Raw genomic sequence first — 21,816 nt, 5'->3', positions numbered from 1 at the left:
TAAGAAAAATGAAACGAAATATGCTGCCTGGGAAATGACCAATAATTTAAAGCCAGGGTAATAACAAAGGAAAAATCAACATATTGGTTAACTTTTTTAAAAGATGAGTTGGTGCAATCAGGGTATCTATAATTAAATTATCCGAATGTATCAATTTGTTGTAAAATCGACCTTGCATAAGTTATTACAACTTAATAAAAAGCTGCCGATTAGATCATGTTAGGTTAAATGTGTAAAGCTTTTTTACCTTTTGCAACAGGCCGGTCGTTTCTTGAAACTGATTATTTGATTCTACAACGCTATCCGCTCTTTTGGTCCCTGTTGTAAATAATATAAAAGTCACAAAAACGTAAATGAAATAAATAGCTATGTAGTACGAGAACTGAAGCATTCTTTATCAATGAACAGTTCGGTATTTACAATTGGGATCGAGCTAAAATTTAACTTTTCCTATCTTTGATAGTATTTGCAACGCGGCCTTTGGTAACAGAGCAACTGAGGCAATTCGAGAGTAAATTTGTGATAGTATTTTTAAAATAATATGACTATATAATATGCCATGCAAATATAGTAGTTATGTAATTAAAACGAGGTGATCTATTGACATATACGTATGATAATACTAACAGGGAGATATCGCGCTCACCTGATTATACTTTTATTTCTGCTTTTATCTTAACCAAGTTAAACGAAACAAGCCAAGGAGATTTAAGAGAATCCCAAAAAAGTTCGAATAATGCTTATGCTTTATCAGCGCAGGAACTCAAATTACTTTTTTTGAAAAAGAACAATGATTGCCATGTAATAACAGGGACTTTTGAGCAATTAGTTAGTCAAATAGTGACATTATTAAAAAACAGTACAGAACAAATGCCTGGTCGAATTCAAGTAGCATACAAGCGAACTGATATAGATTTGGAAACTGGAGAAGAATATCAGCACTGGTCTGGCATGGATGTTTCTGTAACCACAGATAAAATAGGCATCCTGTATTTAGATTCTGCAGGAGATCCTAGCAATATTGATATTGCTATTGAAATAGCTCACTCTCTTGAAAATGCAGAACTGACTATTTGTGATGATTTCTCACTGAAATACAAGCCATCTGCAATGCAAAAAGATGGAGAAAGTTGTAGCATATTTATAGCAGATCTAATATTACAAATGAAAAAAATTAATGACCTGCATGAAAGAATTGCCTTACATCGTATTTTTAATGAAAAAGAAAATTACTATGATTTAGATCCGCGTAAATTGCCACCAATTCTATTCAGAAATGCGCAATCAATAATTTTTTTAGCACAGTGTATTGATGAAAATGAAGAATGCGCAACTTATCGAGTGAGTAATAAGGGCGAATTGTTAATGGAGTATGTAGCAAGACATACTATTTTCTGCCCTTTAGTTAACAAAGATGTTAACGCAGCGATTCAGGCCAAACAAATTGCTTTTGCTCGCAAGGTGAGAACCTGATGTGGTCTATAAAATTCTTAAAATAATAAATGTAAATTGTCCTGTACAGAGTATTATCTGCCATCATAATTTTTAAATAGTTAAGGGAAAAGATATGCAACATGAATTTAAATTTCTTGACCAATTACCACCTATATTCCTTTATTCAGTACCTGGCAAATTATTAGAAAATGACTACATAATTTATCATTATAAGGTAAAGCGCTGTCAAAATTGCACCTTAAATTGTCAGGCGCCTAAGAAAAAAAATCGCGCAATTGGAGTGATTGCCAGACTTACTCATTTTGATTTATTTCAACAGTTTGAAGTAGCTATGCAAACAGCCTTATTTAAGCAAAAGTTAGTTGAAAGATTAGCTTAAATTAAAAGTGTCATGAATAAGTTAAAAAACTATCATTGTCTTGCGAAAGCAGATATCGTGACATTCATAATGTGCAAATACAAGCTTGTATAGCGGCGTATTTAGTACAAATAGTGTGGCCAAATAAAGTGGAGGAAATGATTAAAGCTGTTAAATATCCTGCATTTTGCTGGTCAGCATTACTTGGTCATCTAGATGTTTTACAATATTTAGCGAACCAGGCGCTAGATCTAATAGATGCAATGATTGAAGCTGAAAATTATTTTGCTTTTAGCGCTGCGGCAGGAAAAGGCCATCTTGGGATACTCAAGTATTTAGTGCAGTTAGCGCCACATCAAGTATACTCAATGATTAAGGCATCGGATACTTATACAGAAGAGGATTACGTAGCTTTCCGTCGTGCTATAGATAACAAAGATTATGCGATAATAAGTTTTTTGCTTAAGCTACCAAAACAAACAGGAATTATATCGTTTATTATCTCCAGCCCAGCAACAAGCTCTCAAAGACTGGCGCTACGAAACATTGCGGCTTCATCATCAGCTCACCTCCCTAATGCAGGAGCCGAAACTTGCTTCTAACATCTTAGAAGTAGGCAGAAAGCCCATGTTCTTTACCTCTAAAGTTAAAATAGGAGACACTAATCTAGAGGAATTAGAATCCCCATCATTAACGACTTAAATTGGTATAAATTTGCTAGGATTATATAAAATTAAAAGAGGAATGTAGGTAAAAAAAATAATTGTTATTTTATATGGGTTTTACTGGAAACTGTGATTACTCCTCAGTTCCTGAAAGCTATACTGGCTAAAAATTATTTTTATCGCTCGAACCTCCTTAACCTTGATTATGCTATATTTGGATAAATTTTTTACTTTTAGATCAAAATTAATGCCAAATTATCATATCTCTTCTGCAGTTTCTAAACTAGATGTTCGTGATATAAGTTTTCACCATAATACTGCTGGTTTAGTGACAAGGCCTATAACCGACCATCCGCCTATAATTCAAAACACTGTTTGGGGAGCCATGGCTACAATGAATATACTTCATCCTGGCTCTGCAATTGCTCCGCTTGCGCAGGTAAATGGCGTTAAAACTTTACCTGCTGATGGTAAGGAACAGATGGAGCAAATGGCGCAATATTTATGATATGTTTAATAGTGGTGTAGATATGCTAGCACTGCAAGAAGTGCCTGCTCCTAATTCACAAAATTTTAAATATCTAGTAGATAAATTAAAATACTTAGTAGGGGATTCTAACCTAATTGACGTAGATGCATTAAAATCGCAATGGCTTAAAACAGGTACGCATGCTTTCGGTACGTCAGTTTTATACAACCCTAACATCTTTACACTATCTCAAAATGCTAATCCTATTTTAGGAAACCGAGGTGCAACTTATGAATTAACGCATAGAATAACAGGGGATAAAATACCAGTAGCAAATATCCACGGCGATTTTAACCAGCAACCTGCAACGATGTAGTTTATAGATAATTTTAAAGGAATTTGTTTAGGTGATGCAAATTTAAAAGCTAGTAATCCTTTAACCCTTCAATCGTTTGATCAACCAAGTATAGCGATAGATAAAACAAAGCCAATAAATACTGACATTTTTGATGATTTAGCTACAGCAGCACTTAATAAGTTAATTTTAAATCGTGAATTAACGCCCAAAAAAGGATTATTCTTTGCAGTCAATTTAGAGAATACTCAGCCTGTTTCAACCACTAATACAGAAGCATTGGGGCTTTAATCTATTTTAAATAGTTTATCATTATTATTACCCAAGTAGTGAATTGTTGAACGGTAGTAGCATGTGATAACCCTATTACAACAATTCACTACAGGGTAATAAATTACCTCGATAAATATCGATAAAGTGTAGGCAAGGTTAGTTAATCTAATAGGGCTGTTATTCCCTTAGAAAAAGATTTAACAAGCCCCAAGCAAAGTATAAGTTGGGGCCTGTTGGAATGTTAAGGAGCAGAGGCAACAATTTGGTTTATTGTTATGCTAGCTCCTAGGCTTTTAATAGCGCCTCTGACAACTACGCCAGAACCAATATTTAAGCTTGCTTGCTCAGCAATTAAAGTGCCATTAAGTAAAGTGTTGTCTCCAATTGTAGTTTGACCACTAGTAGATAACACAACATTACCTGGCGTTGCGCCATTAATCAACGTAATAGCAGAGTTAGGAGCAGTGGAGAACCCAGCTTCAGTTATAAAGAAGTAGTTGCCTGCACCACTTAGAACCAAGTTTGTTAATTCAGGACTACCTCCTAAACAATATACACCTGGTGTAAAGACTCCCTCTAAAGTGGGCTGAGGAGCAGGGAATACAGGACATAAGGACCTTAAAAATGTATTAGCTGCTGTAATACTAGCAATATCTGCTGCTGCAATAGCATCCCCTTCGTGAATAGAGAGAGCAACTCCTGGCGGAAATCCAACTACGTTTGCTGAGCTGCACACCCCACCATTGACGATACTAGCGCCTCCATTACCAACAGCAGCAGTTCCAGTGATTAGACAGCTAAAGAACGTTGCAGGTAAATCTGGAATAGGTGGTAAAGGTATAGCAGTTACTGTTGAGACAATAGCAGGACTGGTCAAATTACATTGTCGTGTATTGATATCAATACGTAATACACGATTGAACGTACCTACTACGGTTGGGAATAGAGCTACTCTAATATTACAAGTCGCGTAGGGAGCAATCGCTGCGCCACAAGCATTAGGAACAGTAGGGTCAATAAACGAAGACGCTGCTGGTAAAGTATCGCCAGGTAGCCTTACTAATCGAATACCATTTAATCTTATAGGTGCGCGTGTATTATTTCTTACAGTATATATACCTGTTTGCAGAGCAAAGGTAGTCATTATGGGATTAAAAGCGGGTATGCCTATGAATGATACATCACAAATCTCGAGTCCTTGAGCATTGACCGCGCAAATGGAGATATCCTCAGCATAACAAAACCCTGGAAGAATAGCGCTTAAAGCTAGACTGCAGGATAAAAGCAATTTTTTAAACATAGAATTTCCTTTTCTTTTTTAAGCAAATGTGTAATGAAGAGCTAAAATTGCAGATTGCACATTGAGTTTAAAATTAATTGGGCTTACTGAAGAAATACATGCTGAACCAGCACCAGAACCCGTACTAATCTTACCTATATGAGCGTATAAATATTCAGCAGAGACAGCAATCCTTTCATTAAAGTCATACCTTATACCGCCACCACCTTCTACAGCGAATTTAGTGCTGTTATTTTTATGGAAATTTAATGTATTTGATGAACAACCACCAAAATTCTGTAGTCCAACCGCCTTATTAAAATCTACGCCATTCCCTACAGCCCTTATTCCATTATTTAGTGCCTCAGCTTCTCTATAATTTACACGATTCCAAGCAGCGCCTATTCCACCTTTTGCATAGAGAGAAAAATTGCTAATACTAAATACATCTAAAAGACCATCAATTATCAGCCTTGTGCTTTTAATTGACATTTTATATCTATAATCGGAAAAACTAGGGTCGCCAAAGCGATAGATTGGCCCATGTAAATCTTCAGAGGTATAATAACCATTTAACTGGACTCTGGCCGTGTTAAATACACTGTAATTCTGCATGAAAGGTACTACCATACCTATCCCTAGTTGTCCAATGCCAGAATTCCAATCATCGCTGTTATTAGCTAATGTATCTCTTTCATCGCTTGTCACATGAATGTAGGCATCTGATATATCGATATTAGCCCAGCCGCCACCTCCCAGCACTTCATAACCTAGCAGCGCAGGTGGAGCAACAGGACCCATGGTACCAGCGAATGCAGTATAAAGGGGTAGTGATAAAGCAAGAGCGGAATATATTTTTTGTAACTTCATATTTTTCATCCTGAAATTTAATCTTTGTTAAGACTATAATAATAAAAAAGCATGGTAGTTCTACCATAGGCACTTATACTTTGCAATCATTAGCGCCCTAAATGTAAAAATCAGTAAAGTTTAATTTGCAGCAAAAAAGTGAATGATAAAAAATGGATATGTTGCAAAAACTAAAAATTATAAGAATTACTAGATTAACAAACTATTTAAGTTTTTTTCAGGTCAAATTCTAGGTAATTATTGTAGTATTCCTTTGTGAGACACTTTAATTAAGTTTAGGCAAATGATCTCACCAACCAAGTATAAGGTGTTTCAAATTTACATCCTATTAGTGAATTGATTGCCACTATCAGCTTCCAAGGACTCCTTTACGTCAATAATTTTTCCTAATAAATTTTCTATCTCTTTAACTATATTTTCCATTTTTTGACGATAATAATAATTATATCTATGGCATGTATTAGTCCAAAGGTCTGGGTGAATGTCATTTAAGAAGAAAGCATTCGCTATCCTTTCCCTATAGCTAGATGAGATAAAAAAGAGTTTTAAAATAGGATAATCAAACTCTTCTATTTTAATTTGTGGGTTTAGAGAGATAACGATAAAAAAAGGCATTTTTGATTGATATTTATTTTTATTTTTATTTTCTATTAATAATTTAATAAAACGATTGCTTTCTGTAGCATCAATCGTAAAGATTAATATGACATTATTATAAATGGGTGAATAAATTTTGAGATTTGCATCCATTTGATTAAAAATATGGTCAGCAAATTTATTCGAATTTAAGTAGGGAGGTTTGCTTCTCTTTGCATAAAAATAATGAGTAGGGTAATTGTAGTAAGAGCTGCTATATATTCGCGAAGATAAAAAGCTTCCATTGAAAGTACCTAATTGCTCAGCTAAGTAAGCTTTCTCTTCATCTAATTGTAACGAGTTATCAAAATAAATGAAAAGGCCAAATTTATTGGAGGGGGTAGTAAGCTGTTCCCGTGTTTGGGTGACCTGCGCGTTTAAATGAGAATCAAAAAAATGCGCATAATTATTATCTTTTTGCGAAATCGCTTTTACTTTATCATAGGTGTTAAAAAAAGCATCTTTCCGCTGATAATAATTCTTTCCCGCTTCAGTTAGGGTTGAGAGGTGTTGCATTTTTGTGGAAACTAGTCTTAAGGTATTTATTTCTTCATCTTTTTGTAGGTATTCAAGAATATTAACCCAACATTCTTGAGGCAGGGAATTAAGGTGGTTATTTAAAGGAATATCTTGTGTAAAAAAACTAGTAAAAAGACGGATAAGGTACATAATACCAGCATAAAGTAAATTACCAGGCGCGCATAATAATAAGATTAGAGCCCTTTTGCAAAAAATAAAACGTTAGCGCAATTTCATATTTTTTTTCAAAAGATGTGGCGGTAGTGCATTTCTCGATATAAAAAACCAAGTAGAAAAAAAACCTATGCCTAAACCGATTACTGTATTGATAAATCGCATAGCAATTACTTCAAAAGAGATACCGTCACTTGAGCCTGTAAGAAGCATAATACAAACAGCAATAGCCAGAGTATTTGCAGCTTTTCCATATAAGGTATTAATAACCATAAGATACCCGCAAAAGAAAAAAGTTAGTGAAACTGGAATGAGTGTAAGCCAGAGATGTTTTCCAATTAAAAGTGCTGAAATTGCGCCAATCATTGCTGCTAATACATGAGCTAGAAATCTTAACCATATTTTTTCTTTTACGTTGATTAGATTCTCTTCCATAATAAACAAACAGCAAATTGTTATCCAATAGCCACCAGGATATTTAAAATATAACCAAGGTAAAAAAGTGATGCTAGATGTAAACCCAATAGCTAAAGCTGTTTTAGTTAAATACTTATTCTTAGACCAATTAATTAACAGCTCTAAATTACTGACGAACTCTACTGTCAAATTTTTTTTGACGGGTTCTTTTTTTTTGAAAAAAATGCGGAGAAGAGTATTGACTAATAATATAGCTAATATTCCAGCGAATACGTCAAAGACGCGGTGAATAATAATAGTTTTTATTGGTTGGGATTCCGTAGTAGTGGACAGAATAATGATGACGGTAATTCCTATAATAATCCCACAATAACTAAAAAATGACTGTTGAAGAGAAAGATAGCTGCTCAATGAAATTATGATAAAAAAACACAAAAGTAATATCAAAATATTCTTGCCTGCAATTAAAACAGATATATAAGTAAGGCTCGCACCAATAAGCGTTCCAATCCCGCGGGCAATAGACTTAAGAGCAGTATGGGTCAACCCTGGCCTTGTTACTGCTGCCACAGTAATAACGGCCCAAAAACTATAGGGCCATGGACTAAAAAATGAAAATATACAGGTTATAATACCGGCAAGGGTCATTTTGATTGCTGTCAGTAAAGCAGATAAGGTGTTGCTTTTCATAATCTAATTGCTAAAGGAAGGATAAGATAAGTAGCGGAATTTTAAATATTGTTTTATTCTGCGAAAAATTAAATTTACTATGAGATTAGGACAGTGTCAAAACAATATTATATTCTTTTCTAGAGCGGGTTTTGGAGGGAAATTAGCTTAGATGGACCAGAGGAATTTGCTAAAATGGCTCAGTTTCAACTTTAAAGCCGCTAGTTATTTAACTTATAAAAAGTAATGAGTTTTTTTAACGAAAAAAACTTTCCGCCCCAATATATGCCTTGTCTTAAAATACATAAACTGACAGAGCGTATAACTATATATAAAGTTATCAGAGCAGCTAGTGGGTAACTAAGAGCGTAGATTTTTGGTAGGTTCAAATGATGACAACTTAGCATGACAGCAAGAACCATACTGATGATTGATATACTACTTAATAGATAAGTTAAACTATTAAAAATAGTTAGGCTAAATAATGGCAAAAATATAAAAATCACTAAGCCAAGTAATGCCATCACTGATTTAATAAGACTAAAATCAAGGAAGGCAAAGATATTTTTTTCAAGCCCAATTTTACACGCCTTAATTGTTTCATACCAAGAAAGGGTTAATAAAAATTCCGAGTCTGCGATGCCTTGTTTAATTAAGTATTGTTTAACTCGACGTGCCAAGCCAAGATCATCAATCGGATTTAAGGCTAAGGATTTTACCCCACCAATTAGGTTAAGTGCCTCTCGACTTACACAATTAAAGGCTCCTATCCCTATTGCAGTTTTGGAGTTAGTAATTTTAATTCGCCAAGGCATCATAGAAAGAAACATAATAGAAAGTAAAAAAGGCATAAACAATTTCATGCTGAAATGGGTTACTTTAATTTTTGGTGATAACGTTAAGTGCCCTAGTTTTTCAGCCAGCATATAATCTATTGCTTTGTTAAGGGTAGACGGTTTGAAATTTACATCGGCATCAGTAAATACAATATAGTCGCCTGTTGCATGTTTCAAACCTTGATGTAATGCATGAGGCTTACCTAGCCAATTAAAGGGTAAGGTTTCTATCTTTATCAATTTTAGACATGGATTTTTGTTAGCTATTTGACTTACTATTTTATAACTAGAATCAGTGGAACGGTCATCAACGGCAATAATCTCATAGTTAGCATAATCTAAGGAGCATAAGGACATTATAGTGCCCTTTAAATTTAGTTGTTCATTGTGAAAAGGAACAATAATAGATACTTTGGGCCATACACGAGAAGAATTAATACATCGGCTTTCTAAGCGCTCTGTTGATAGACGAAAGTTAACAAGAGTGAATAAACTCCATACACTGCCCATTGTCACAATAAACAATAATAACAACAAAAGCCAATAAAAAGATAAGGTCATCATTATAATTTGAACTCAGTTATTATTTTGATAATAAGTTAGAAAAAAAATTTTATTATAAACGTACTTGTAAATTATTCATTATTTTTATATGAGCATTATAAGAAGATTAGCAATCACGACACAAAACTGCCTCAATGGACATATTAGGCCCTCAATTGGCGATTTTATAATCGCCCTGACATTGCTGCGTACTGAATTGAAATGATTTGCTAATTGTCGTTACGATAGGAGTCCATTTTTTTTGAGCTTCTTTCGGATAATAAAGCCAAAAATAAGCATGTACGCCACAAGGTTTGGCAAATATCTTTTTCATATAGACAATGGCAGTTTTATTGAATCCTGAAATAACGTAAAAATCTTTTTTTAAAAGCCAATAATCTAAAATGAATCCTTTTTGTTTAATACCTTTCTTTTCATAATTAAACTCTTCTTGAATATCGTAATTGTTTTTATTCTTTTGTGAGTCGATATTGGGAAAAAGAGAGCCATATACTGACAGATTTGCATTTTTTCCAATAAATCCTTGACCGTCGCCATTTTGGGGTTCGCCTTGAGGTTTTAAAAATATTGGATAACTTATTTGATAATTAAATCTCTCATTTGCATAAGTGTTGTATGTAGTTGCACCAGAGGAAGTTATTATCCACGAGAAATAGAGGACAAATATAGCAACTATTTTTTTCATATAAGTATTCTATTGGATGAAGCCTTGACTTAATTATACACATAAATAGATAACAGCCTGTAAATAAGGTACTTTGGGTTTCTTTGCATACTCAGTCCATTTAGCCAATGGGAAAAAATATTTAATAATCAGTAAGCGTAATCTTGATGTAGCGTAGCGCAATCAAAGTTTATTTATAAGTTTCTCACCGTGGTATGTAAACTTGATAGTTGGTCTGTTACAAATAAAAACTCTTTGGATCACTGCGTACTACAAGTAGAAGTTTTTGTAAGGATTGACACTGGCATGGGTTTCCTGTATCTACAAGCAAAATCATAAGAATGAGAGTTCAACTATGCCAACTAACCAACAACATGCCCGCGCTTTTCTTGAAAAATTTATATTAAACCAGGAAGAACAAAGCTTAAAAGAGCGTCTAAATTCAAAACAAGTTAATCAAACCCGGCCAGCTGTTGGCAATGATCCTGCAGCATATGCTGCACGATGGGAAAATATTAATTTACCTGCCGAAACAAAATCCCTTCTTATGAGTAATAACGTTGAATACGACCTTGCTACTTACACAAAAAATATTGAAAATTTTTTAGGTTTTGTTAAGGTCCCAATTGGCCTTGCAGGCCCTATTCGCATAAATGGATTATTTGCAAATGGTGATTACCTTATACCTCTTGCCACAACAGAAGCTGCTCTAGTTGCGTCCTACAATAGGGGTACAAAAATAATCAGCGACGCAGGTGGCTGTACAGCTATCTTGATAAATGCCTTAGTCAATCGTTGTCCTGTTTTTGCTTTTGAAAATCTAACCCAAGTTGGACAGTTTTTAATTTGGATGAATGAAAATTACTCTAATATAAAAGCCAAGGCAGAGCTAACCACCCGCTTTGGAAAACTTGTTGATTTGAGATACACCATAGAGGGCAATCAAGTTTTTATGAGTTTTGATTATGAAACGGGTGATGCATCAGGCCAAAATATGGTGACCATTGCAACTCAAGCTGCATTCGATTACATTCGTGAGAACTCACCTGTGCAACCACAATATGCCTTTATTGAATCAAATATGTCAGGGGATAAAAAGGCGTCAGTGCAAGCATTTCAAAATGTACGCGGACGTAAGGTTGTGGTTGAGGTAACGATTCCTGAATCACTCTTGCAAAAGCAGTTGCATATTACTGTAGATGAGATGGTCCGTTTCTTTGCAACTACCTCTACAGGCGCTAAATTGTCAGGCACAATTGGGGCGCAAGGCCATTACGCTAATGCTCTTGCGGCACTATACATTGCTTGCGGGCAAGATGCAGCATGTGTTTCTGAATCTTCAATAGGTTTAACTCGATTTGAAAAAACTAAAAATGGTGATTTATATGCCTCAGTAACTCTACCCAATATTATGGTTGGCACTGTTGGGGGTGGTACTCAACTTCCTACACAAAAGGCTTGCCTTGATATGATGGGGTTAAGTGGAGCAGGTAATGCTAACGCATTTGCAGAAGTGGCAGCGGCTTTGTGTCTAGCAGGGGAACTCTCAATTAGTGCTGCAATGGCAACAGATACCTTCACCAAAGCTCACCACAACTTGGCAAGAATAGGTAAAATTGAGCGTAAGGAAAATGAGTATGAACAAAGTGAAGCTAAGATATGATTATTTTATTATACCTTTGCATTCTTTGTTGGACCTTCCTTGAAGCAACATTTTGGTGGGTGGCTCCCGATATTAGTATCGGGATTGCTTTTATTTATTTCCCGCAGTATTGGCGACGGTTTATAAGCATAGGTATATTAGGTTCACTCCTCGGTACTCTTACTACTTTTTTTTGGGCAAAAGAGCTTCCTACAGATTGGCTTGCTTATGTTAAAACCATGCCTTTTCATACATTACACAATATTAATTTTGTGAATAAAACAATAAATGACCCTCTAACTATTATTATTGGTGCATGGAGTGGCATTCCATATAAGTTATTTGTGGGTATTGGCGCCATAGGCGGTATAGCACTTACTAAATTCATTATAGTAGGCTTGTTATCTCGCTTTATTCGTTTTAGTTTTGTGTTAGGAGTGACAAGTGTTATACGGTACTACACAAAATCTTTTAGTGCTCAATATCCGGCTAGAATGGCGTTAATACTCATGCTGATTTGGATTACAGCAATTGCCTTGTTTGATATAGGTATCAATCGTTTGTTGTAGTGAACAAAATATCTGATTTAGGAAGTATAAAAATAAACTTCAGAAAAATGTAACGAGAAATAGGTCTATTAATCTTTAGCTAAAAAGTGTTGAAATCTGGTTTACTTACCTCTGCAGATAATATCTCATATTCTTTATTAAGTTGATTCATAAATTGTGTTCTATCACCTTGCCAACGAATAGAATCACCTACTAAAACATCACATGCAAATGGAACTAATAAACGTTTACCTTTAGGAAGCGCCTTACCGAGTCCATACATAAAAACGGATGTAATAGGGACATGAGGATAACGTTCAGCTATAAATGAAATGCCTTTTTTAAATTCAGACATTTTTTCTGGATCACCGCGCGTCCCTTCGGGAAATAAAATTAATATTTCATTGTTATCTAAAGCCTGATAGCACGGAATTAAAGGATTTTCTTTTTTAGTTTTTCTTTGCCTATTAATTGGAATAATACCAATAATATTTTTAGAAAACCAAGTAGAAAAACCTGTTTTCATAAAATAATCAGCAGCAGCTACGGGATGAATTTTGTCCAGTAACTTTAATTTAAACAAACTAACTAGCATTAACGTATCTAAATGACTATTATGATTTGCCACAATCACTGCCGGACCCTCTTTGGGTAATTTTTCTCGGTTTCTAACCTTTGCTCCTATAAGGACAAATATGATAAATCTTACAAAGATTGCAAAAAATAAATAGCGTAAGCACTTAATAACAAAGTTCACCTATTTACTCCTTAAAAATATAATCGATACACTAAATGAAAGAATATAGGCGCTGCATAAGTTAGGCTATCTATTCTATCAAGAATACCACCATGACCGGGGATTAAACTGCCTGTGTCTTTAATGGATAGATCACGTTTAATGGCTGAAATAGTAATGTCCCCAACAAAACCAGCTGCGCTTATAATTAATCCGGAATAGATAGCAAGGTATAGGGTAAATGGCGTGAGCAATGGATACAATAGTATTGCACAACCAATAGTTATGATCATACCGCCAATAAATCCTTCCCAGGTTTTTTTAGGGCTAATGGCAGGAATAATTTTATGTTTCCCAAATAGTTTTCCACAGGTATATTGGGCAACATCATTAAATTGGGTGAGAAAGACTAAATAAAAAAGCAGTCCTGCGCCTGTACTCGCTGTTTCAGGAATATTGGGTAGGGCTAACAAATAGGCCATATGGCTTAAAGCAAATACCGTAATCATTAATCCCCATTGAATTGTTCCGGCTGCTTTGAGAAAACCTTGCGGCTGCTGATTTATTAATAATCTAAAAGGAATAAACAAAAACATATAGACGGGAATAAAAATGATGAACATCCCATACCAACCAACTGCAGCTAAATAATATTGGATAGGGATTGCTAAGTAGGCCCATAGAAGCACTTTTCTATCCACTTCGCGTGTCGGAATCATTGAAAAATATTCTTTTAACCAGAAAACTGAGCATTCCAAGAAAAGCAAAGGAGATATTACGATGAATAGTCATGGCAAGGGTAAAAACACCTAACATGATCCACCAACTTTTGGTGCGTTGTATTAACTCTTGGTGATTGTTTTTGGGATAAGCTTTTGCTAAAACGCCCACAGTTGCTGAGGCTGTGATGAGCAATCCCCATGCTGCCATAATAGCAACAATAATATGATTATTCATACTAACAGTCATGATTGCACCTCTATTAAAGCTTGATTAATACGATTTCTAATAGTCAGTACGAGCATAAGGACCATGACGCCCAATATTATGTTTATAAGTAAAGATGCCTGAATGCCAAAGGCGAACAATAAGCTTATCACGCCAAAAACAAAAGCACGATCACTCTTACCCATAGGACCATCATAGCGACGCTTTGCACCAATTTGAATAGCGATGACCCCAGCCATCTCAGAAATAATAGCAAGCACCACAATACTGATAATAAGCAAAGGAGCGATACCTGTAACTAAGGCAAAAGGTAAATAAAGAAATGTATCAGACAATACATCACCTAATTCATTGAGAAAGGTTCCTAATGCGCTTTGCATTTGATGTTCTCGTGCCAACATGCCATCTATTGCATTCAAAATCATGCGTAGTAATAATGCTAATGGAATTAACAACCATACCCCGTGGGCTTGCGGGTAAAAACTTATCAATAAACCGCAAAAAAATGATAATAATATCGCGGCAACCGTGACTTGATTGGGTGTTATATTTTGCCTAGCTAGCCAATTGGAAGCAGGTCTTAGCAGATTTTGAAATGCGGGTTTGAGATTATAAATACTAATCATAAATACTTCCTACTAAATGCCTATCAGCGACATAAACTCTAAATCATCATTATCTTCTTTATGAACTAGATATCAAGAGGGCGCTTGCAATTTGTAACTAGCATAGCCTATAAGTATTGTCAGCTATAGAAAAATAATAGATAAAAAATATGGATGGTCTTTTGGAGAATGACATCCTGATCAAGTAAATACTGCCTCATAAAGACTATACTAGTTGACTATCTTTTACGATTTTAAGACTTTTCTTTTGTATCTTACCCTTAAATATCTCATATTTTTTGTAATTTAAGTTTAAAAAAAGTATTAAGCTTTAATTTAAGCGATAAATGTAAGCATTAGAGCATTAATAAGCATCTCTAGTCATAACTACTATAATTAAGAAATGGAAAGAGGCATAGGATAAGGTATGCATAATGTTTTATGCAATTATAAGAATTAACCAAGTCATTGATATTAGTCAGTTTGAAGAATTAGTTGCTTCAAAAGCCATAACTTATTGTTCAGGTATCAAATTTGTAAATTCTTTAAAACAGCTTAAGAAAGCCGCTTCGCAATTAATTCCCATAGCATCATCTACGCATATTGCTTGTGCTACTGAAAATAAAAAATCCCCTCTACATATTCTCAGGTATACCGATGTTGACAACCTAATACGGGATATGGAGTTTGAGGAAATAAAGTATGGGGATAAATTAATTTTACCAATGGACGCTCCAGACTTAAAGGAGGAAATATATACAAGAGCTAATTGGGCCCTAAATAAAGGGGCATCAATATTTTTTGGTAAAAGTTCTAAGGATCATTTAGCCACAGCTTTTGATAAACTTGCTTTAACAGAATGTGTAGAAACAGATAAACTTTTTTGTTCAGGTGACATACTGTATCAAGACTTGATTTATTATCATCAGCCACGTGTTTTTGACTGCGCTGATACATCTATGAAAATATTAATAGATTATCATATCCGAAAGTGTGAGGAACTAAATTATGATATCTTGGCGAATTTACGAAAAGAACTAAAATTTAACTATGATAAACGGAAAATTAAATTATTTTCAGGAAAAAACTCGGCAGAATTAGCAATGTATAGTGATTTCTTAAAAGATATTAATATTAAAAAAGACGCTAATATGAAAAAGCTTATCAACGAAGTATCACCTGGCCACCTTGCTTATTATTTATATAATTTCGGCCCATTGATTGTTAGAACTAATAAAAATAGAGGGCATATGATGGTAGTCAAAGGGATAGTGAAAGATCAAGTTGTAATCGATGATCCGTGGGGTGGATCAAATATCTTTTTAAAATTCGATGACTTTAATAAAATTTGGGATGGTACAGTCATTTATTTTTCAGCTGGATACAATAAAAATGTTGAAAAAAAAGTCGAGCAGCAAATTGGTCCTTCCTTTTAGCGATATCCTTACTACAGTTTAACTATCTTAAAACCTATCTTTGCAAGATCATAGATTATTTTGGTCTGTTAAGAATAGCGTCCTTATGGAAAAACCTATTTTTTGCTTTAGTACGGTATGTATAATTCTATGTAAAATTAATCAACAATATGATGCTGATCAATATTAAAAGCAGGATTGCAAGCGATATAAAGCGTCATATTACCTTCCCAATAATATTTTTCACCAGCCTCAATTAAAACAACATCACCCGTATTTAATAAATATTCATTATTGTTAACTATAACCTTTCCTGTTCCATTTTGGATATAAACGATTTCTTTACATGCTTTATTCATTGCATACTTCTGGTCAGGGTAGCGCCCTGAAATATTTACTATCGCAAAATCAAGGTTCTTATCTAGGTTAGGATATTCCGTTACCACACAAACATTACTATTTTTCCGTTCGAATGATTGATTTTGATATGTTATTTTCATAATAACTCTTCTTAATACTCTTTTTTGTTTAGTTTATTAGGCTCATGGGCAAAAATTTACTATTTATTTGGTAGTTAATGAATAGTTTGGTTTCTTTTAGTTATGCAAGTAAAAAATATTTTTTTTGATTTTTACAAATGAACTTTTTGCAAAGAGCCAATTATAATTTCCAAAGCCCTACATTTTAAATAATCAGCATATTTAAGTTGAAAATATTATAGCAACTTAAGTATTAACCTAGTTAGGATTGTCTCATATGTTTTTAATTTCTGAAAATAAAATAAGCAGCGCCACACATGCAAAGACCTGCGTAAAGAAAATTAACCCCTAAGGGCTTATTCATATAAAAATAAGCAAACATTGCAAAGACGCAAATAGTAATAATTTCTTGGATTATTTTTAATTGGCCTAAGTTAAACTCGGTATAGCCAATACGATTAGCAGGCACTTGTAATGTATATTCAAAAAAAGCGACTCCCCAGCTTACTAAAATGGTAATATACAAAGGTTTATTATTTAAATTTTTTAAATGACCATACCAAGCAAAAGTCATAAAAATATTAGATCCAATTAATAATAGTATCGTTTTCATTGTGGTTTTTATTTAAATTATCAATAGGCGCATAAAATCACTATATGATATCAAAATTCTTAAATTACTTGATTTAAGTTAATATTTTTTGAGGGCTCATTTCAAGCGCTATAAGTAATAAAAAATTTATGAAGGAAAACAATTTAACTTAATCGATAGTGTTTAGTTATCTAGGATATTGGAGCTATTACTGATGATTCTTATAATTAAGCACTACTTCATAAAATTTTATTAGCCTTAACTGATCAGTTAAATTACAAAACATAGTTTAACTACTTAGAGAATTTTTAGGCAAAATTGTTTTCATTCAGCTTAATAAGATTATATACTGCTTTTCAATTTTATATTACTGCTAGTAGGTATTTGTAACTTTGCCTACATTACATAGGTGCATTATGATAAGTTCTAAAAAATTACTTGTTTGTCTTATTTCTGTTAGCCTATTTTCCTTAATAGGCTGTGAACAAGGCCCTGCAGAGAAGCAAGGAAAAAAAGTTGATAATACAGTACAAAAAATTAAAGATAAGGTAGAAAATAAAGGACCTGCACAAAAAGCAGGTGAAAAAATAGATGAGATAACAGGTAATTAATATTAATTGTTGGAATTGCTAGCGTAGCTTTGATTGCGTGCAACTTACTTAATTAAGGCAATGCTAGCCTTAGTATTATTAAAAAAGATACAGTGCGATTTTGGTTTAACAGTTAAATCAAAAATATTTATTATCTATTTCCTTATTATGATTTTACAATTATAAAATGCATATCATGTAGATTGTATCCAGTCTAACTATTAGATAGCCTACTTATTAACAAATTAATTTTTATAGGAAATAAAAATGAATAAAGGAATATTACTGTATAGCTGTTTATTGTTAAATGTAGCTACTGCTTACAGCTGTACTACCGTATTTTGGAATAACAACCCAGAAGCTAAGGTTGTTGCTCGGTCTGTTGATTTATTTACGCCGGATATGCCAAACATTATTGTTTATCCGCGTGGAACAACTCGCCATGGCGATGCAGGTGACAACTCCTTACAGTGGAAATCAAAATATGGCAATGTAGTTGTCAGTGAGTTTAATTCCTCTGCTGTTTCAGATGGAATAAATGAGCATGGTTTAGCTGCTCACCTTTTATATCTAACAGGGTCTAGTTATGAGGCAAGAAATAAAAATCTTCCAGCTATATCAAATACTTTATGGGCACAATATATTCTTGATAATTATAAAACAGTAAATGAAGTTGTAGCAGCTACCGATAAGTTTCAAATTATTGAAACAGTAGTTTTTAATCAAAAATGGCCTTTGCATCTTAATATCCAAGATGCTTCAGGAGATGCTGCAGTCATTGAATTTATTAACGGCAAGAAAGTGATTTATCATGGACCACAATATACAACGATGACCAATGAACCAGCCTATAATATCCAGTTAGATAATTTAAAACGCTACAAGTCTTTTGGTGGAAAACTACCTTTGCCTGGTGATAGTGATCCCTTAAGCCGCTTTGTAAGGGTTGCAACTTATTTAAAAACCCTTCCTAAGCCTAATAATATACAAGAAACAGTAGCCGGTGTTTTATCAGTGATTAGAACAGCGATGGTGCCTTTTGGTGCAATTGATACATCGGGTAATAAAACGGAAGATGCCTGGCCCACCCGTTGGGTCTCTGTCGCTGATTTAACTAAAAAAACTTATTATTTTAGTCCAACAACAACCCCTAACCTCATCTGGCTTGATTTAAATACCTTAGATTTTGCAGAAGGAAAACCTACTCTATCTATTGATCCTAACCAAACTACCTTAGTGGGTGACATCAAGAAACAGTTGAAAGTTAGAACATAGCTCAACTATATAAAGATTATTTTGTAGGTTTGATTGCATGAGATAACAGCAAAAGGTTCAAAAAATTAATTAAAGTCTATTGTGACCTCTATAGCACCATTATATGATTTATTTCCAGATTTATTATAGGGAATTAATGATGTCTTATACCAAGATTGAAGCGCTAGTGCGTAAATGGAGTTTATTTGAAGAGACAATAAAATTATATATACGCCCTGATGAATATCATTTAGCAGAAATACAAAAATTAATGACAGCAGAGTGTGTGGTGGATTTAAATAATCATGCAATTTATGTTCACACAGAATATGTGCATCGTTTAACATTACAATTAATAAATCTGCGCAATAACTATTTAGACGATAAGTTGATCAAAGAGGTTTGTGCACTATGGACTGATTTATTAGAAAACAGAAATCAAATGCCTCTTAAAATTAAACATGATAAACGATTAGATGGTATCTGTAGTTTCAATTTTTCCTTGCAAATGATGCAGGGTAAACCGTATGGCTTTAAAGAGGTGCAACTTTTAGATCCAACTAACCTTGCCGAATACAATAAAGCTATCGAAGAAATCAAACAATTAGATTGTTTAGCGCATGGGATAAATTTTGCTGATTTACCTATAATAGGCGATACAGTCTTATCGGCATTGCTAAATTATAAAGATACAATTTGCTTTCTTGCCAAGGATAAAAATGATCAAATTATTGGTTATTCTTGGGGAATATTATTACGTGATATCACGGTAGATAATAAGAATAAGGTCAATGTTTTCTGGGTCATGGATTTAGCCAAGCATCCAGATTTTTATGATCCTAATATTAAAATTGGTACAGTATTAAGACAGCACATAGCAGATACATTTAAGACAAAGGCTGATTGCCATTTTCTTGGCTATAAACATAATTTAAATCACAAATTTCATTTGCAAATAGTTGAGGGTAGCGTAGCTAATAAGAGTGAAAAAATTAACCTCGGGCCAGACCAATATAAAGCAAAATCTAAGGCTAAATACGACAATGACGCTCTCATTTACTCTCGCTCTCATTTAATTCGTGCAAATAATAATGAGTACCCTTATCCTAAGTTTAAGCAATTAAAATCAGCTTTATTTAATGCTTTCTGGCAGGCAGCGCCTTCTGCGAAAGATTTTATTTTAGGTGCAATGTTAATTTATGGTCGAAGTTATTACCAGCAGTGGACTCATTCCATGTTGCAAGTGCCTAATGAGCAAAGAATAGAAGAGCCGGTTTCTGCAGAGCAACAAATTTGTGATATGGGCATTTTAAAAAAAATTATCTTAAGTGCAGAATGGAACCAGCAAGGCACAACATTATTTTTTAATAAGCGCATCCCTAACACCATGCAAAGAATGCAACAATTAGTAAAGGAAGAGCAAGTTGATTTTTCTACTTTGCGAGCGGGCGTAGCAAACAGTAACTGGGCATTATCTCGTAGTAAACTAACAGCCTATTTTTATTTCGCTATTACGCAAAGCACGAGTGCTAGTGCCGCTATAAATTTGCTAGTATGCAATAAAATTACGCCAAAAAAATGGATTGAGTTAATTAGTGAAGAGAGGCAAATGCTTAATCAGCAAAGTAGTAGATTAGCAATTTAATCAATTGCGCGTAGATGCTTAGATTAAAATTTAGGTTGAGCTTGCAAGTCTGTCCCTAGAAAATAATAACTTATAAGTTTAAATTTTTATCTATTTGAAATGGAAAAAAACGATAGCAGTTTTGATAAATTAAGATAGATTTCAAGTAGATATTAATTTTATTTAGAAGCTAAAAACCGAGACAAAAAGGAAATAATTTGATATTTTTGACTATATTATGGTTAAATTGTGTTTAATTTTACAAATGTAAAGAGCTTTTATTCCTATCCCTTTCGATTATCTATTTAGGAAAAAAATACCGCAAGTACGAGTCGTTGATCAAAATTATGTTAATTTTCCTATTCCTGATGAATTAAGCTTACAAATTTTTAATTATTTGCCGCCTTCAGATATAGCAGCTCTTTCTGTAGTATGTAAAAGATTCAATGGTATAACTCAAGACAAGCTTTTTAAACCAGCTTATGCAGAAATCTACAATAATCAAATTCAAAAAATAATAGCGGCAGGGGATGTAAAAAAAATTAATTCCTTTTTGCATCGCCATACTGATATTAGTTTAAACAGTAAAATGCATAGTCAATATAATATACCTGCTAGCTTATTTTATTCCTCAGACACTATGCTAGCTTCAGAAGGAGATACTTATTTGATGTATGCTGTGAAAAGATATCTCAAAACTCTTTATGATATAAAGCATAAGATCATTAATGTAAAATCCTCAAGAAAAGATGTAAATAAAGAAGGAATTAAATACTTAGAAAAGCAACTCGATAATTATTATCAAATTATTTCTTTACTTATTAAATACCAAGCGAAGATCGATATTGTAGATAGTAATAATTATACCCCTTTGAGCTTGGTCGATGAGTTAACTCAAAGAGGGCGTTATATCTATGAATCAAAATATTCGTCAGATGTTAAACTTTACAATATGTATGTCAAATTATATAAACTGCTTTTGACTGGAGCGAAAGGACAAAATATTTCGGTACAGGAAAATGATGTAACACCAAAAAGAACATATCCAAGTTTATAATAGAATCTAGCAAAATAAGTAATTATTAGAGCCTAGTTAAGACAGCGGTGTTGCAAAAATTACAAAACATAAATATAACCCATAGGTTAACTATAGATTTAATAAAGGGAATTTGATTGTACT

25 protein-coding genes are annotated in these 21,816 nt (G+C 33.7%); 12 read left to right on the top strand and 13 right to left on the bottom strand.

The window, feature by feature from the left end:
- Positions 1-600: 600 nt before the first annotated feature.
- From E1P04_RS08520 to E1P04_RS08500, 5 genes are all read left to right on the top strand, one after another.
- Positions 601-1,473 carry a YopJ family acetyltransferase gene (locus E1P04_RS08520; protein ID WP_131782489.1) on the top strand — a complete coding sequence of 291 codons (873 nt, stop codon included), beginning with the start codon at positions 601-603 and terminating at the stop codon, positions 1,471-1,473.
- 94 nt (positions 1,474-1,567) lie between these two features.
- A complete protein-coding gene (locus tag E1P04_RS08515) occupies positions 1,568-1,834 on the top strand; it encodes a hypothetical protein (RefSeq protein ID WP_131782488.1) in 267 nt (88 codons plus the stop codon).
- Positions 1,835-1,971: 137 nt separating this feature from the next.
- A complete protein-coding gene (locus E1P04_RS08510) occupies positions 1,972-2,415 on the top strand; it encodes a hypothetical protein (protein ID WP_131782487.1) in 444 nt (147 codons plus the stop codon).
- Between the two features lie 310 nt (positions 2,416-2,725).
- Positions 2,726-2,986, top strand: a complete 261-nt coding sequence (locus E1P04_RS08505) for a hypothetical protein (RefSeq protein WP_131782486.1) — start codon at positions 2,726-2,728, stop codon at positions 2,984-2,986.
- Positions 2,987-3,008: 22 nt separating this feature from the next.
- Complete coding sequence (locus E1P04_RS08500) at positions 3,009-3,323, top strand: hypothetical protein (RefSeq protein ID WP_207386001.1); 315 nt, start codon at positions 3,009-3,011, stop codon at positions 3,321-3,323.
- A gap of 80 nt (positions 3,324-3,403) precedes the next feature.
- Here the strand turns inward: E1P04_RS08500 and E1P04_RS18230 are convergent, their stop codons facing one another.
- The 7 genes from E1P04_RS18230 to E1P04_RS08470 form a co-directional block, all read right to left on the bottom strand.
- Entirely contained in the window at positions 3,404-3,538 is a 135-nt protein-coding gene (locus E1P04_RS18230; protein ID WP_282433107.1) for a hypothetical protein, read from the bottom strand.
- A 278-nt stretch (positions 3,539-3,816) separates the two neighbouring features.
- Positions 3,817-4,875, bottom strand: a complete 1,059-nt coding sequence (locus E1P04_RS08495) for an ice-binding family protein (protein ID WP_131782484.1) — start codon at positions 4,873-4,875, stop codon at positions 3,817-3,819.
- An 18-nt stretch (positions 4,876-4,893) separates the two neighbouring features.
- A complete protein-coding gene (locus E1P04_RS08490; RefSeq protein WP_131782483.1) occupies positions 4,894-5,724 on the bottom strand; it encodes an outer membrane protein in 831 nt (276 codons plus the stop codon).
- A 318-nt stretch (positions 5,725-6,042) separates the two neighbouring features.
- Positions 6,043-7,029 carry a hypothetical protein gene (locus E1P04_RS08485; protein WP_131782482.1) on the bottom strand — a complete coding sequence of 329 codons (987 nt, stop codon included), beginning with the start codon at positions 7,027-7,029 and terminating at the stop codon, positions 6,043-6,045.
- 72 nt (positions 7,030-7,101) lie between these two features.
- Positions 7,102-8,160 carry an FUSC family protein gene (locus E1P04_RS08480; protein WP_131782481.1) on the bottom strand — a complete coding sequence of 353 codons (1,059 nt, stop codon included), beginning with the start codon at positions 8,158-8,160 and terminating at the stop codon, positions 7,102-7,104.
- Between the two features lie 200 nt (positions 8,161-8,360).
- Positions 8,361-9,539 (bottom strand): glycosyltransferase family 2 protein, encoded by a 1,179-nt coding sequence (locus E1P04_RS08475; RefSeq protein ID WP_131782480.1) that lies wholly within the window; start codon positions 9,537-9,539, stop codon positions 8,361-8,363.
- Positions 9,540-9,690: 151 nt separating this feature from the next.
- On the bottom strand, positions 9,691-10,224 hold the full coding sequence (locus tag E1P04_RS08470; RefSeq protein ID WP_131782479.1) for a hypothetical protein: 534 nt from the start codon (positions 10,222-10,224) through the stop codon (positions 9,691-9,693).
- A gap of 334 nt (positions 10,225-10,558) precedes the next feature.
- Here E1P04_RS08470 and E1P04_RS08465 point away from each other — a divergent pair, with 334 nt between their 5' ends.
- The gene (locus E1P04_RS08465) at positions 10,559-11,866 is read left to right on the top strand and encodes a hydroxymethylglutaryl-CoA reductase (RefSeq protein ID WP_131782478.1); all 1,308 of its coding nucleotides are present in this window, start codon (positions 10,559-10,561) and stop codon (positions 11,864-11,866) included.
- Positions 11,863-12,414, top strand: a complete 552-nt coding sequence (locus E1P04_RS08460; RefSeq protein WP_131782477.1) for a hypothetical protein — start codon at positions 11,863-11,865, stop codon at positions 12,412-12,414. Before E1P04_RS08465 ends, E1P04_RS08460 begins: the two co-directional genes overlap by 4 nt.
- Positions 12,415-12,493: 79 nt before the next feature.
- Here the strand turns inward: E1P04_RS08460 and E1P04_RS08455 are convergent, their stop codons facing one another.
- Genes E1P04_RS08455 through E1P04_RS08445 form a run of 4 tightly spaced genes read right to left on the bottom strand, consistent with a single transcriptional unit; the run spans position 12,494 to position 14,703 of the window.
- Positions 12,494-13,150, bottom strand: a complete 657-nt coding sequence (locus tag E1P04_RS08455) for a lysophospholipid acyltransferase family protein (RefSeq protein ID WP_131782476.1) — start codon at positions 13,148-13,150, stop codon at positions 12,494-12,496.
- A gap of 11 nt (positions 13,151-13,161) precedes the next feature.
- The gene (locus E1P04_RS08450; protein ID WP_242604413.1) at positions 13,162-13,848 is read right to left on the bottom strand and encodes a phosphatidate cytidylyltransferase; all 687 of its coding nucleotides are present in this window, start codon (positions 13,846-13,848) and stop codon (positions 13,162-13,164) included.
- Entirely contained in the window at positions 13,823-14,098 is a 276-nt protein-coding gene (locus E1P04_RS17870; protein ID WP_207385999.1) for a hypothetical protein, read from the bottom strand. The genes E1P04_RS08450 and E1P04_RS17870 overlap by 26 nt, the downstream gene beginning before the upstream one ends.
- Positions 14,095-14,703, bottom strand: coding sequence for a CDP-alcohol phosphatidyltransferase family protein (locus E1P04_RS08445; RefSeq protein WP_131782475.1), 609 nt, complete (start codon positions 14,701-14,703; stop codon positions 14,095-14,097). Before E1P04_RS08445 ends, E1P04_RS17870 begins: the two co-directional genes overlap by 4 nt.
- A gap of 413 nt (positions 14,704-15,116) precedes the next feature.
- Between E1P04_RS08445 and E1P04_RS08440 the strand changes: the two genes are divergently transcribed.
- A complete protein-coding gene (locus E1P04_RS08440; protein WP_131782474.1) occupies positions 15,117-16,118 on the top strand; it encodes a cysteine peptidase family C39 domain-containing protein in 1,002 nt (333 codons plus the stop codon).
- Positions 16,119-16,255: 137 nt separating this feature from the next.
- Here the strand turns inward: E1P04_RS08440 and E1P04_RS08435 are convergent, their stop codons facing one another.
- Together E1P04_RS08435 and E1P04_RS08430 are read right to left on the bottom strand one after the other, a co-directional pair.
- Entirely contained in the window at positions 16,256-16,597 is a 342-nt protein-coding gene (locus tag E1P04_RS08435; protein ID WP_131782473.1) for a cupin domain-containing protein, read from the bottom strand.
- 262 nt (positions 16,598-16,859) lie between these two features.
- Positions 16,860-17,189, bottom strand: coding sequence for a DMT family protein (locus tag E1P04_RS08430; RefSeq protein WP_131782472.1), 330 nt, complete (start codon positions 17,187-17,189; stop codon positions 16,860-16,862).
- Between the two features lie 395 nt (positions 17,190-17,584).
- Between E1P04_RS08430 and E1P04_RS08425 the strand changes: the two genes are divergently transcribed.
- From E1P04_RS08425 to E1P04_RS08410, 4 genes are all read left to right on the top strand, one after another.
- Positions 17,585-17,779 (top strand): hypothetical protein, encoded by a 195-nt coding sequence (locus E1P04_RS08425; RefSeq protein WP_131782471.1) that lies wholly within the window; start codon positions 17,585-17,587, stop codon positions 17,777-17,779.
- Between the two features lie 246 nt (positions 17,780-18,025).
- On the top strand, positions 18,026-19,033 hold the full coding sequence (locus E1P04_RS08420; protein ID WP_131782470.1) for a linear amide C-N hydrolase: 1,008 nt from the start codon (positions 18,026-18,028) through the stop codon (positions 19,031-19,033).
- 136 nt (positions 19,034-19,169) lie between these two features.
- Complete coding sequence (locus E1P04_RS08415; RefSeq protein ID WP_282433106.1) at positions 19,170-20,657, top strand: hypothetical protein; 1,488 nt, start codon at positions 19,170-19,172, stop codon at positions 20,655-20,657.
- 259 nt (positions 20,658-20,916) lie between these two features.
- Positions 20,917-21,693: an F-box-like domain-containing protein gene (locus E1P04_RS08410; RefSeq protein ID WP_131782469.1), complete on the top strand. Its 777-nt coding sequence runs from the start codon at positions 20,917-20,919 to the stop codon at positions 21,691-21,693.
- Positions 21,694-21,816: the final 123 nt, after the last annotated feature.

The organism is Legionella gresilensis, assembly GCF_900639865.1.
Classification (GTDB): Bacteria; Pseudomonadota; Gammaproteobacteria; order Legionellales; family Legionellaceae; genus Legionella_C; species Legionella_C gresilensis.
This window is presented reverse-complemented; position numbering and strand designations above follow the sequence as displayed.